Below are 12,544 nucleotides of genomic sequence, written 5' to 3'. Positions count from 1 at the left end.
TAGCATAAATGCACATGTTTCGCTACCATCCGTACTCGGAGCATGACCCGAGGTGAGCCCCCGCGTCATGGTCGCGCCACCGCACGTCGTACGCGTCATCTGAGTATGCGCAATCTGACGATAGGGAGCCACGGTGACGGAAACCCAGCAGGCGTCGAGCGCCCGCGCCTATCCGTTCCACCCACCCGAACGCCTGGACCTCGACCCGCACTACGCGCAGCTACGCGAGCACGAACCGCTGACCCGGATCCGGATGCCGTACGGCGAGGACGCCTGGCTGGCCACCCGCTACGCCGACGTACGGGTGGTGCTCGGTGATCCCCGGTTCAGCCGGGCCGCCGCCGCATCCCGCGACGAGCCGCGCAGTACGCAGCAACGGCTCGCCACCGGCATCCTCAGCATGGACCCACCGGAGCACACCCGGATCCGTACGCTGGTCACGAAGGCGTTCACCGCCCGCCGGGTGGAGCAGTTGCGGCCGCGTACCCAGCAGATCGCCGACGAGCTGGTCGACGAGATGATCACCACCGGCCCGCCGGCCGACCTGGTCGAGCACTTCGCCACCCCGCTGCCGATCCGGGTCATCTGTGAGCTGCTCGGGGTGCCGGTCGCCGACGAACACAGGTTCCACCTCTGGTCCGAGGCGATCGTCTCCACCACCTCGCTGCCCCCGGAGACGATCCAGGAGTACTACGGCAACCTGCACGCGTACATGGGCGGGCTGATCGCGCAGCGCCGCGAGGAGCCGACCGACGACCTGCTCGGCGCGATGGTCCGGGCCCGCGACGCCGACCAGGGCCGGTTGACCGAGGAGGAGATGGTGCGGCTGGCGGCCGGTCTGCTCGCCGCCGGGCACGAGACGACCGTGACCCAGATCCCGAACTTCGTCTACACCCTGCTCGGCCACCCGCAGGAGCTGGAGCGGCTGCGGGCCGACCGTACGCTGCTGCCCGGCGCGATCGAGGAACTGCTCCGCCACGTGCCGCTCGGGGCCGGCTCCGGCTTCGCCCGGTACGCGCTGGAGGACGTCGAACTCGGCGGGGTGCTGGTCCGGGCGGGCGAACCGGTGATCGTCGAACTCGGCTCGGCCAACCGGGACGAGCGGGTCTTCGCCGACCCGGACCGGCTCGACCTCACCCGCGAACACAACCCGCACATGGGCTTCGGACACGGCGTACACCACTGCCTCGGTGCGCAGCTGGCCCGGATGGAGTTGCAGGTGGCCATCGGTACGCTGCTGGACCGGCTGCCCGGACTGCGGCTGGCCGTGCCGCCGGCGGAGCTGACCTGGAAGAGCGGAATGCTGGTCCGCGGCCTCAAGCACCTGCCGGTGCAGTGGTGAGCGCCGACTGGCGGGTCCGGGTGGACGCGCGCCGCTGCATCGGTTCGGGAATCTGCGCCCACACCGCGCCGAAACACTTCGTCCTGGTCGACGGGCTCTCCACCCCGGTCGCCGAGACGATCGTGCCGGCCGACGAGGTCGCCGACGCGGCCGACTCCTGCCCGGTGGAGGCGATCACCGTACGCGACTCGACCGACGACCGGCTGATCGCGCCGGAGGCCTGAGCCGGGGAATCCCCGTACTCGGTGCGGCCCGCCCGACGACACCGGGTCGGGCCGTACCGAGCGGCGGGAGCCGGCGGGCGAGCTTGAGCCGACGGGATCGTGCGATCGGGTACGGTGCGGGTCGTACCCGAGGAAGAGGTGGTCATGGCCGTGCTCGCCGATCCGATGTGGCGCCGGGTGGTGACCGGTGGCTGAGACCGACCGGAGGATCTACAAGCTGCTGGCGGCCGCCGAGTGGGCCGAAGCCGAAGCCCTGGGCCGGTACGACGGTTCGGCGGTCGACCGCCGGGACGGCTTCATCCACCTCTCCGGGCGGGACCAGGTGGTCGAGACGGCGGCCCGGCACTTCGCCGGCCAGTCCCACCTCGTCCTGCTGACCGTCGCCGCCGACCGGCTCGACGCCGACCTACGCTGGGAACCGTCCCGTGGCGGAGCACTCTTCCCGCACCTGTACGGGCCGCTCCCGACCGACGCGGTGGTGACGGCGACGCCACTGCCGGAGCACCTTCCGGTGCCGGACGCGGTGTCCACCCTGCTCACCTGAACCCGACCCACCGCCGTACGGGGAAATGTGAAACACGCTCACGCCATTGGAAAAACCGGGCAGAAATAGTTCGTGGTCTGCGCCACACTGAACGCCATGAATACGCCTCGCCCGAATCCCCGTCGATCACGGTGGTCCCGACGTGGGTGAATCCGACGACGCGCTCGACGATCTTCGTGCCGAACTCGCGGTCGGGGTCCGGGCATATCTTTCCATGATCGATCGGAACTCGGCGGTCGGGCAGGAACGGCTGCAACGGGTCTGCGCCCAACTGGAATGGTTTCTCAACGGCCTGCTGCGCGACCATCCCGGCTGGACCCGCCACCGGTACGTGGACGGGCTGCTCCCCGAGTCCGTCACGGTCACCCCGCCGCTCGGGATCCAGGTCCGGGCGATGATGATCTGGGGCAAGGGGCGCAGTCAGTGGGCCGAGCCGTTTCTCGGCGCACTGGGCGTGGCCGCGACGGCGGACCGGATCGAGTCGTACACCCTTCGCTTCGGCGACGCCGAGCAGGGGCTCGGGCAGGTCCCGTTCCGGCCCCGTCGACGACGACCCGCCGACCCGGCGCGCTGGCTGTTCACGCTGACCGACGGGGACGACCCCGTCGACGGCGGCTGATCCGGACGACGGCCGACCGGCCGGGAACGGGGACACCTGATCTCCATGCGTGAGCCGGACCGGGACGACCTCTCCGGGCGGCAACTGCGGGCGATCGCCGAGGTGCTTGACCTGGCCGAGCGGGAGCGGATCGAGGTCTGGCTGCGCGGCGGCTGGGCGATGGACTTCTTCCTCGGGTCGCAGACCCGCGAGCACGTCGACGTCGACTGGTTCTGTTGGGCGGCGGACGCCGACCGGTTGTCCGACGCACTGGCCGACCTCGGCTTCCGGGCGACCGGTGGCGCACCGCCGGAGCAGCAGCGCGACCTCGTCCGGGGCGACGTCGAGTTGGGAATCGCGCTGCTCGACCGGGACGGGACCGGGTGGGTGGTGGTGGCCGGTGGACCGTACGCCGGTGAGCCCTGGCCGGACGGGATGCTCGACGCGGCGCCCGGTCGGCTCGCCGGGCTGTCCTGCCCGATCATCGCGGCGGCCGCCCAGATCGAGATCAAGCGGATGATGCCGGTCTGGGTGCCCACGATGCCCCGCCGGGACAAGGACCGGGCCGACATCCTCCGGCTCGGCCGGGCTCTGCCACCGGCCGGCGCCCTGGGCACGCTCCCACGCATCCCGTGTTACATTGACGATCGTCATTACATTGACGGTCGTCGTCGTAATTCGGGAGGGTGGAGATGAGAGGTCGCCTCATTGTCGGGTTGGCCACCGCGATCGGCGTCGGTGTCGCCGGGCTGGTCGCCGTGACCGCACCGGCGGCCGGCGGAGTCGGGGTCGCCGCGATCGGAGACTTCGACTTCACCCGCCCCCAGGTGGTCGCCACCAACCTCCAGACCCCGTGGGGAATGGCGTTCCTGCCCGACGGTAGCGCGTTGGTCGCCGAACGCAACAGCGCACGGGTGCTCCAGCTCCGCCCCGGCCAGACACCCCAGCAGGTGGCCCTGATCTCCGGGGTCGCGGCAACCGGTGAGGCCGGCCTGCTCGGGCTCGCCGTGTCGCCCAGCTACGGCCAGGACGGCTACGTGTACGCGTACTTCACCTCCAGCAGCGACAATCGGATCGTCCGCTTCCGGCTGACCGCACCGCAGACCCAGACACCGATCCTGACCGGGCTGGCCCGCGCGGCCATCCACGACGGCGGGCGGATCGGGTTCGGTCCGGACGGGATGCTCTACGCCGGGGTCGGCGACGCCGGCCAGACCGGCAGCGCCCAGGACCCGCAGAGCCGCAACGGCAAGATCCTGCGGATGCGGCCGGACGGCGGCGTACCGACGGACAACCCGACCGCCGGGTCGCTGGTCTACAGCCTCGGCCACCGCAACGTACAGGGGCTGGCCTGGGACGGGCAGGGCCGGCTCTACGCCAGCGAGTTCGGGCAGAACACCTGGGACGAGGTGAACCAGATAGTGCCGGGCGGCAACTACGGTTGGCCGACCGTGGAGGGCCGGGCGAACGACCCGCGCTTCCGCGACCCGATCGTCGCCTGGACCACGGCAGAGGCGTCCCCGAGCGGTGCCGCCATCGCCGGCAACCGGCTGTTCGTCGCCGCCCTGCGCGGCACCCGGCTGTGGACCGTGCCGTTGACCGGCAACGGCGGCGCCGGCACCCCGGTCGCCCAGCTCACCGGCCAGTACGGGCGGCTGCGTACGGTCGCGTACGGCCCGGACGGGTGGCTCTGGGTGAGCACCAGCAACCGCGACGGGCGCGGTACGCCGGCGACGACCGACGACCGGGTCCTGCGCTTCCCGCCGCTGGACGCCCCGCCCACCAGCACGCTCCCGCCCACCACCGCACCGCCCACCACGGCTCCGCCGACCACCGCACCGCCGACCACACCCCCGCCCACCACGGCACCACCCACCACGGCTCCGCCGACCACACCTCCGCCGGCCGGCAGCTCCTGCACCGTGGGTTGGGCGACGAACCAGTGGTCGACCGGGTTCACCGCGAACCTGACCATCACCAACCGTGGGCCGGCACTGAACGGCTGGACCCTGACCTGGGCCTTCACCGGCGGCCAGCAGGTCACCAGCGCGTGGAACTCCGTGATCACCCAGAGCGGCCAGAACGTCAGCGCCCGCAACGCCACCTGGAACGGCGCCATCGCCACCAACGCGAGCACCACCCTCGGCTTCCAGGCGAACCACTCCGGCAACACCCCGCGACCAGCCGAGTTCCGCTTGAACGGGACCGTCTGCGGCGCCGGCTGACCCGTCGTGCCGGCCGGTCGACCGCCGGCACGACGGCAGCCGTACCCGGTGGGTCGCCGACCGACGTCGGCGACCCACCGGCACGATCAGCCGGAGCCGGTCAGCTCGTCCCGGACCGTCCGGACGCACTGCCGGCGAGGAGCACCGCGACCGCGAGCAGGACCGCCCCGGCGATGCCGGCCGCGCCGAGCCGGTCGTCCAGCAGCACCGCCGCCAGCAGCGCGCCGGTCAACGGCTCCAGCAGCGCCAGCACCACGGCGGTGCTGGCGGCGACGGTACGCAGACCACGGAAGTACAGCGTGTACGCCAGCGCGGTCGGCGCGATTCCGAGGGCGACGAGCAGCCCCACGGTGAGCAGGCTCGGCTGGAAGCCCAGCCCGACCGTGGCGACCGCGAACGGCGCCACGAGCAGACCTCCGACCCCGAATCCGATGCCCACCGCCGCCTGCTCGTCCAACCCGGCGACCGGCCGGGTGCCGAGTCGGGTGACGGTGGCGAACCCGGCGGCGGACAGCAGCGCCAGCCCGGCACTGCCCAGTACGGCGCCCGGCGTGTGTCCGCCGGCCGGCAGCCCCACCAGCAGGCCCAGCCCGACGACGGCCAGACAGACGGTGCCGATCATCCGTCGGCTGGCCCGGCGCCGGCTGGTCGCCCAGTCGGCGGCCAGTACGAGCACCGGCGAGGTGCCGATGGTGACCAGGGTGGCCAGCGAGACCGAGGTCAGGGCCACCGCACCGAAGTAGCAGACCTGGTAGCCGGCGAACAGCAGCCCGAGTACGGCGATCCGGGACCACGCCGGCCGGCTGCGCGGCAGCGGCCGACCGGAGAGCAGCAGGACCAGGACGAGCAGTGCACCGCCCACCAGCAGGCGGTAGGTGGCGACCGCCACCGGGGACAGGCCGGCGTGCCGGCCGAGCAGACTGCCGAGCAGCCCGCCGGTTCCCCACAGCACTCCGGCAAGGGCGAGATAGGACAGACCACTACCGGTCCGGTGGCGGGCAGCCGCCATCGGCGTTGATGAGACAAGCATGGAGAGACGCTCCTGCGACGAGAAGGAATTGGTCGCGGAAGCGGGGCACGACGAACCGGCCCGGCGTACGGGCGGCGTCAGCTCAGACGGCGTGACGCGAAAGGCGCACGGCCCCGCTCAGGAGCGGGGCGGGGAAATCGGGAAGCTTCGCTGCACGGCGTCACTGTAGCCGGGACCGTGCAGGGCCCGCACCCGGCCCGCATGTCGACGACGCCGGCCGGGGGAACGTCCGGCGGCACCGGGCGCTGCGTCGTCGAGGCGCCCGTGCCGGTACGGATCAGCGCAGGTCGGCCACGTCGAGTCGGCGCTGCATGCCGCTCACCGCGTCGAGCGGGTCGAGGTCGGCGCGGGGCAGCACGTACCGGGCGGTCAGGGTGTCCACACCTGTCCCCCGGGCGCCACTGGGGCGGTAGGTGACCGTGGCGGCTCCCGCCGAGGCGACCTCGACAACACCGGCGCGCCAGGTGCCGGACCGGAAGATCCAGACCGGGTCTGTCGGTTGGTAACTGTCGGTGGGTACCACCTCGTGCGGTGCACGCTGGTTCGGGTCGATGGTCGGTACGGCCATCTCTGCCTAGCCTCCTGTCGTTGCGCGGCTGGTCGGGTGGTCGGCGCTCGTGTCGGCTCGGGTGACGGTAACCCCGAGCAGTTGAACGGTCACGGGCTAACCCACCCTCCCATTACTAACCGTGAGTAACCGGGCACACCTACACAAGCGCTATCATGCTCGCTGTGCGATGCAGACGCAAGAGCAGATGCACGTGCAGATGACCATGCAACGCGGTCGAGAGAGGGAGCGTTACCGCGCCGCCCACCTCCGCCCGGGAACCGGATCCCGGGCCGCAACCTGACCGACCCCGGCCCGTCCTGGCCGTTGAGAGAGACTTCGATGAATCAGCCATACAACGGGATCCCAGCCACCGAGCTACCGCCCATCGCCTGGCGGAAGAGCCGCCGCAGCAATCCGAGCGGGAACTGCGTCGAACTGGCGGAACTACCCGGTGGTGCCGGGATAGCGGTCCGTAACTCCAGGGACCCCGAGGGCCCGGCCCTCATCTACACCCCCGACGAGATCACCGCCTTCATTCTCGGTGCGCGCGACGGCGACTTCGACCACCTGATCGGATAACCGCGCACTACCGGTGTTCCTCGGATCCGTCCAGGTCGGGAGCCCGACGAATATTCGGGACCTCCCGTTGGTCCCGCACGGCACGCCGTCATGGCATGCTTACGCGGCAGAAAAGCCGGCCATCTCGGGCCGGGCGCAGCATCGGGAGGTCGGTGCATTGACGACTACTCGGCCCGACGGGGAGACCGCCACCGGTCCCACCGTGCTACGCATGCTGCTCGGCGCCCAGTTGCGTCGGCTCCGCGAGGCCAACGGGGTCAGCCGGGAGACCGCCGGCTGGGAGATCCGCGCCTCCGAGTCGAAAATCAGCCGGATGGAGCTGGGCCGGGTCGGCTTCAAGGAACGCGACGTGGCCGACCTGCTCACCCTCTACGGCGTACACGACGACGGGGAGCGCGCCGTACTGCTCGGGCTGGCCCGCGACGCCAACGAGCCCGGCTGGTGGCACCGGTACGGCGACATCCTCCCCCAGTGGTTCCAGTCGTACCTGGGCCTGGAGGCCGCGTCGTCGCTCATCCGTACCTACGAGGTGCAGTTCGTCCCCGGCCTGCTACAGAGCCGCGACTACGCCCGCGCGGTCGTCCTGCTCGGCCACCGGGCAGCCTCGCAGGAGGAGGTCGAGCGCCGGGTCAACCTGCGGATGGCGCGGCAACAACTACTCACCCGTCCGGACGCGCCGCAGCTCTGGGCGGTGGTGGACGAGGCCGCGCTGCGCCGCCCGATCGGCGGGCCCAAGGTGATGTGGGGCCAGATCAACGCCCTGATCGAGGCGACCAGCCTGCCGAACGTCAGGCTCCAGGTGATGCCGTTCGCCTCCGGCGGCCACGCCGCGGCCGGCGGGGCGTTCAGCATCCTGCGTTTCCCGGACCGGGACCTGCCCGACGTGGTCTACATCGAACAGCTCACCAGCGCGCTCTACCTGGACAAGCGCGACGACGTCGACCACTACGCCGCGGCGATGGAACAGGTCTGCGTGGAGGCCGAGCCACCCGCGCGTACGCCGGAGATCCTGACCCGCATCCTGGCCGAACTCGAAGGCTGACCGACGACGCCGGGGTTGTGCCCGTAGCCGCTGGCAGGGGCGCTGACCTGGCTGTCCGACGGGCCGGGGCAGCGGGATAGGGTGAGGCTCGCCTGAGCCAAAGGGAAACCCGTGGACCTGCCCCCCTCCGCCGCCGGACGACCGGCGCTCACCGCGGCGGACCTGCCCCCGGCCGTCCGCGACCACCTGCTGTCCGGCACCCACACGGCCGACCCGGTCAGCGGCTACCTGTACGACCCCGCGGTTGCGGTCAGGCGGGCCACCGAGCTGCGTACGGCACTGCCCGAGTGGGCCAGGGTCTGCTACGCGGTGAAGGCCAACTCCTATCCCCCGCTGGTGCACGCGCTCGCCCCGTACGTCGACGGGTTCGAGGTCGCCTCCGCCGAGGAGGCGACGCTCGCCCGACAGGTACGCCCGGACGCCGGCAACGGCGGGCGGCTGATGGTCGCCGCCGGTCCGGCCAAGACCGAGCGGCTGCTGCACCGGCTGATCGACCTCGATGTTGACGTGGTCAACGTGGAAAGTCCGCTGGAACTGCACCGGTTACAGGCGGTGGCCGACCGGCTGGACCGCCGGGTCGACGTGGCGCTGCGGGTCAACCCGGCCACGGTCGCGGTCACCGGCGCGCTGACCATGGGCGGAGCCGCCACCCAGTTCGGCATCCCCGAGGCCGAGGTGCCGGACGTGCTGCGACTCGCCGCCAGCCTGCCCCGGCTGCGGGTGGTCGGCTTCCACGTACACGTGGTGGGCAACAACCTCGACCCGGTCGCGCATGCCGCCTACGTGGCCTGGTGCCTGGACTGGAGCCGGCGTACCGCCGCCGCACACGGGCTGGACCTGCGGATTGTCGACGTCGGCGGTGGGCTCGGGGTGCCGTTCGGCGGCGAGGAACCGTTCGACGTGAAGGAGTTCGGAAGCCGGGTCGCCGACCTCACCCCGCCGCCGGACTGCCGGGTGCTCTTGGAACCGGGGCGTTACCTGGTCACCGACGCCGGCTGGTACGCCGCCGAGGTGGTCGACGTGAAGCACGCGTACGGGACCTGGTTCGTGGTGCTGCGCGGCGGTATCAACCATTTCCAGTTGCCGACATCGTGGGACATCCCGCACCGGTTCGCGATCCTGCCGGTGGAGCACTGGCCGCACCCGTACCCCCGCCCCGAGGTACGCGATCACCCGGTAACCGTGGTCGGCGAACTCTGCACCACCGAGGACACCCTCGCCCGCGACGTAACGGTCACCTCGGTCCGCCCCGGCGACCTGGTCGTCTTCCCCATGGCCGGCTCCTACGGCTGGGAATTCGCCATGCCCACCTTCCTCTCCCACCCCCCAGCCACCAGAACCCACCTCCACCCCTGACCCACCCCCACTCCCCGCCCCGCCCCACCCCACCCCACCCCTGGCCCGCCGCGCACCCCGCCCCGTTGATCATGAAGTTAGCGCACTTTTTCGGCCCGATTTCCGTCGCTAACTTCATGGTCAACAACAAAAACGGGGTACGGGAGCACCTGATCAAGCGGGTTCGTTTTAGGGTCGGGGGTCGATGGGATCTGTCGGGCGAAGAGTCTCATTGGGACATTCGATGGTGACTCGTTCTAGGCGGGTCGGGTGTCTCAGGTGAGACGGAAAACGCGCTCGGAATGAGACTGTGAGGGGTATTGGTGGGCGAGATCGGATCTACTGTTCCCCGGCGGCAACTCGGAAGGTATCTGCGGCAGGCCCGGGAGGAGGCGCAGGTGCACCTTGAGGCTGCCGCACGTGACCTGGAGTGGAGCCGCGCCAAGATGTACCGGATCGAGGGCGGACAGGTACCACTGCGGACACTCGACGTGGAGCAGATGTGCCGCCTCTACGGCGCCACTCCGGACCTGACCGAGGCACTTGTCGGCCTGGCCAGGGAAGCGAAGTCGGACGGCTGGTGGCAGGCGTACGGCGACGCGATACCCCGCTGGTTCGAACTGTACGTAGGGCTGGAGTCCGCCGCCTCGCAGATCCGGCACTACGCGACAGGGCTGGTACCGGGGCTGTTGCAGACCGAGGCATACGCCACAGCGGTCTTCCGTACGCTGCCCGGCTGCACCGAATCAGAGGTGGCGCGAAAGGTGGCGGCCCGGATGGAGCGGCAGCGGCTACTGCGCCGGGTCCGGCCTCGGGCGCCCGAATTGGAAGTGGTTCTCGACGAGTCGGTGCTTCGCCGCCCGATGAGCGACCCGGACGAATGGCGGCGACAACTCGCCCACCTCTCCAACGTCACCCGGGCAGAGAACGTAGAGATTTGGGTGCTGCCCGCAAGTGTCGGGCCCCACCGGGCATGGGGCACCGGTGACTTCGTGATCCTGGACTTCCCGGCCATCCGCACCCGGATACCCGAGCCGACGACCATCTACAGCGAGAACCTGACCGGCGGACTGTATCTGGAGAAGCCCGGCGAGGTGGCGGAGTACGGTGACGTCTGGGACGAACTGAAGAAGCTCGCCCTGGACACTCGTCAGTCGCTGGACCTGATTGCCGAAATAATCAAGGAGACCTACGATGACTGACCCTACTGGCGTGCTCTGGCGCAAGAGCAGCCGCAGCGGCGCCGGCGATTGCGTCGAGGTCGCCCATGACCTGTCCGGCGTGGTCGGGGTTCGGGACAGCAAGGACCCGAGCGGGCCGGTCCTGACCTTCACTCCCGCAGCCTGGGCCGGCTTTGTCAGCGCGACGGCGGCGGGCATGGTTACCGCCCGCTACAGAGGTTGAATCGCCACTCCGGTGGCGGCGATGGGGCCGTCGGTCAGACTCGGTCGGGGACGTTCGCGCGGGCCACGGCGTACTGATCGCGGACTGCCGGGACGGGGTCCGCCTCGTACACCTGGATTTGCCCGACCGTCCACGACGGCGGCTGCTGCCCGCCCGACACCACCCAGGCTGCCTGGCGGGCGGCGCCGTCCGCGACGTACTCGCCCAGCGGTGGGACCAGCACGGGGCAGCCGAAGACCGTGGGCGCTATCCGGCGTACCGCCTCTGAGCGGGCGCCGCCGCCGACCAGGATGACCCGGTTGACCGTCGTGCCCTGCGCGATCATCGCGTCCAGCCCGTCGGCGAGCGAGCACAGCATGCCCTCCACCGCCGCGCGGGCCAGGTGTGCGGGGGTCGAGGTCCGCAGGGTCAGGCCGTGCACGGCTCCGGTGGCGCGCGGCCGGTTCGGTGTGCGCTCGCCCTCCAGATAGGGCACCAGGACCAACCCGTCGGCGCCCGGCGGGGCGGACAGCGCCAGTGCGGACAGCCCCGCGTGGTCCACCCGCAGCATGGTCGCGGCCGCGTCCAGTACCCGGGCGGCATTGAGGGTGCACACCACCGGCAGGAAGCGGCCGGTGGTGTCGGCGAACCCGGCCACGATGCCGCTCGGGTCGGCGGCCGGCACGTCGGAGACGGTGGACACTATGCCGGAGGTGCCGATCGACACGATGACGTCGCCCGGTTCGGCGCCGACACCCAGCGCCGCCCCGGCGCAGTCGCCGGCGCCGGGGCCCAGCGGCGCCCCGGTGCGCAGGTGCCCGGCCCGGCCGGTCGGCCCGAGCACCTGTGGCAGCAGCAGATCATCGCGACCGAACGCCAGCCGGATCAGGTCTCGACGGTACTCACCGGTCGCGGCCGACCAGTACCCGGTTCCGCTGGCCTCGCTGCGGTCGGTGCGCAGCGCATCCAGCCCCGGTGCGCCGGCCAGTCGCCAGGTCAGCCAGTCGTGCGGCAGACACACGGCAGCCGTACGGGCGGCGTTGTCCGGCTCGGCCGAGGCCAGCCAACGCAGCTTGGTGACGGTGAAGCTGGCCACTGGCACCAGGCCGACCGCCTCCGCCCAGGCTCGCTGCCCGGCCTCGCCCCCGCCGAGATCCGAGATCAGGTCCACGGCGGCGCCGGCCGAGCGGGTGTCGTTCCACAGCACGGCGTCCCGGACCACCGCACCGTCGGCGTCCAGGCACACCATGCCCTGCTGCTGCCCGGCGATCGAGGCAGCCGCCACGTCGTCCAGCCCGCCGGCCCGCGCAATCGCGTCGGACAGGGCGGCCTCCCACGCGGCCGGCGGCACGGCGGTGCCGTGCGGGTGCGGTGCGCGGCCCTCGCGCACCGACTCTCCGCTCTCGGCGTCGCGGATGACGACCTTGCACGACTGGGTCGACGAGTCGACCCCGGCAACAAGCGGCACCGATCCTCCGGAGGTTGTCGGGTACGGGTCAGCGGAAGCGGTTCGTCAGCGGAAGCGGTTCGTCAGCGGAAGCGGTTCGTCAGCCAGAGCGGAACAGGAGGTCGACGGCGAACCGGTTGAGCCGGACGGACCCGAAGCCTCGGCGCCGACCGTGTCGGGGATGGACTCCCGTACCGCCGGTGGAGCCGGGCGACTAGGGATTTGTTTAGTGGCTGAATTATTTG

Annotated in this window: 14 protein-coding genes; 11 read left to right on the top strand and 3 right to left on the bottom strand. The window is 71.1% G+C overall.

Annotation, left to right across the window (positions count from 1 at the left end; translation table 11 throughout):
* The first annotated feature begins 133 nt into the window (after window positions 1-133).
* From OG792_RS13925 to OG792_RS13900, 6 genes are all read left to right on the top strand, one after another.
* A complete protein-coding gene (locus OG792_RS13925) occupies window positions 134-1,342 on the top strand; it encodes a cytochrome P450 (RefSeq protein ID WP_329109942.1) in 1,209 nt (402 codons plus the stop codon).
* The gene (locus OG792_RS13920; protein WP_329109940.1) at window positions 1,339-1,566 is read left to right on the top strand and encodes a ferredoxin; all 228 of its coding nucleotides are present in this window, start codon (window positions 1,339-1,341) and stop codon (window positions 1,564-1,566) included. Before OG792_RS13925 ends, OG792_RS13920 begins: the two co-directional genes overlap by 4 nt.
* 187 nt (window positions 1,567-1,753) lie before the next feature.
* Window positions 1,754-2,110 (top strand): DUF952 domain-containing protein, encoded by a 357-nt coding sequence (locus OG792_RS13915; RefSeq protein ID WP_329109939.1) that lies wholly within the window; start codon window positions 1,754-1,756, stop codon window positions 2,108-2,110.
* A gap of 142 nt (window positions 2,111-2,252) precedes the next feature.
* Window positions 2,253-2,729, top strand: a complete 477-nt coding sequence (locus OG792_RS13910) for a hypothetical protein (RefSeq protein WP_329109938.1) — start codon at window positions 2,253-2,255, stop codon at window positions 2,727-2,729.
* Between the two features lie 45 nt (window positions 2,730-2,774).
* Window positions 2,775-3,404, top strand: coding sequence for a nucleotidyltransferase domain-containing protein (locus OG792_RS13905; RefSeq protein WP_329109937.1), 630 nt, complete (start codon window positions 2,775-2,777; stop codon window positions 3,402-3,404).
* Entirely contained in the window at window positions 3,401-4,933 is a 1,533-nt protein-coding gene (locus tag OG792_RS13900; RefSeq protein WP_329109936.1) for a PQQ-dependent sugar dehydrogenase, read from the top strand. The genes OG792_RS13905 and OG792_RS13900 overlap by 4 nt, the downstream gene beginning before the upstream one ends.
* A gap of 100 nt (window positions 4,934-5,033) precedes the next feature.
* Here the strand turns inward: OG792_RS13900 and OG792_RS13895 are convergent, their stop codons facing one another.
* Both OG792_RS13895 and OG792_RS13890 read right to left on the bottom strand, forming a co-directional pair.
* Window positions 5,034-5,942: an EamA family transporter gene (locus OG792_RS13895; RefSeq protein WP_329109935.1), complete on the bottom strand. Its 909-nt coding sequence runs from the start codon at window positions 5,940-5,942 to the stop codon at window positions 5,034-5,036.
* Window positions 5,943-6,240: 298 nt separating this feature from the next.
* Window positions 6,241-6,531: a hypothetical protein gene (locus OG792_RS13890; protein ID WP_329109934.1), complete on the bottom strand. Its 291-nt coding sequence runs from the start codon at window positions 6,529-6,531 to the stop codon at window positions 6,241-6,243.
* Between the two features lie 321 nt (window positions 6,532-6,852).
* Between OG792_RS13890 and OG792_RS13885 the strand changes: the two genes are divergently transcribed.
* From OG792_RS13885 to OG792_RS13865, 5 genes are all read left to right on the top strand, one after another.
* Entirely contained in the window at window positions 6,853-7,092 is a 240-nt protein-coding gene (locus OG792_RS13885) for a DUF397 domain-containing protein (protein ID WP_329109933.1), read from the top strand.
* Between the two features lie 211 nt (window positions 7,093-7,303).
* Window positions 7,304-8,134 (top strand): helix-turn-helix domain-containing protein, encoded by an 831-nt coding sequence (locus OG792_RS13880; protein ID WP_329111255.1) that lies wholly within the window; start codon window positions 7,304-7,306, stop codon window positions 8,132-8,134.
* A 111-nt stretch (window positions 8,135-8,245) separates the two neighbouring features.
* Window positions 8,246-9,490 carry an alanine racemase gene (locus tag OG792_RS13875; RefSeq protein ID WP_329109932.1) on the top strand — a complete coding sequence of 415 codons (1,245 nt, stop codon included), beginning with the start codon at window positions 8,246-8,248 and terminating at the stop codon, window positions 9,488-9,490.
* 302 nt (window positions 9,491-9,792) lie between these two features.
* The gene (locus OG792_RS13870) at window positions 9,793-10,671 is read left to right on the top strand and encodes a helix-turn-helix domain-containing protein (protein ID WP_329109931.1); all 879 of its coding nucleotides are present in this window, start codon (window positions 9,793-9,795) and stop codon (window positions 10,669-10,671) included.
* Window positions 10,664-10,873 (top strand): DUF397 domain-containing protein, encoded by a 210-nt coding sequence (locus tag OG792_RS13865; protein ID WP_329109930.1) that lies wholly within the window; start codon window positions 10,664-10,666, stop codon window positions 10,871-10,873. The genes OG792_RS13870 and OG792_RS13865 overlap by 8 nt, the downstream gene beginning before the upstream one ends.
* Window positions 10,874-10,907: 34 nt before the next feature.
* On the opposite strand, the gene OG792_RS13860 is transcribed toward OG792_RS13865, so the two are convergent.
* A complete protein-coding gene (locus OG792_RS13860; RefSeq protein ID WP_329109929.1) occupies window positions 10,908-12,320 on the bottom strand; it encodes a xylulokinase in 1,413 nt (470 codons plus the stop codon).
* Window positions 12,321-12,544 lie beyond the last annotated feature (224 nt).

Origin of the sequence: Micromonospora sp. NBC_01699 (assembly GCF_036250065.1) — a bacterium.
Taxonomy (GTDB): domain Bacteria; phylum Actinomycetota; class Actinomycetes; order Mycobacteriales; family Micromonosporaceae; genus Micromonospora_G.
The sequence above is the reverse complement of the archived record's forward strand: the minus strand, read 5'-3'. Positions and strand labels throughout refer to the sequence as shown.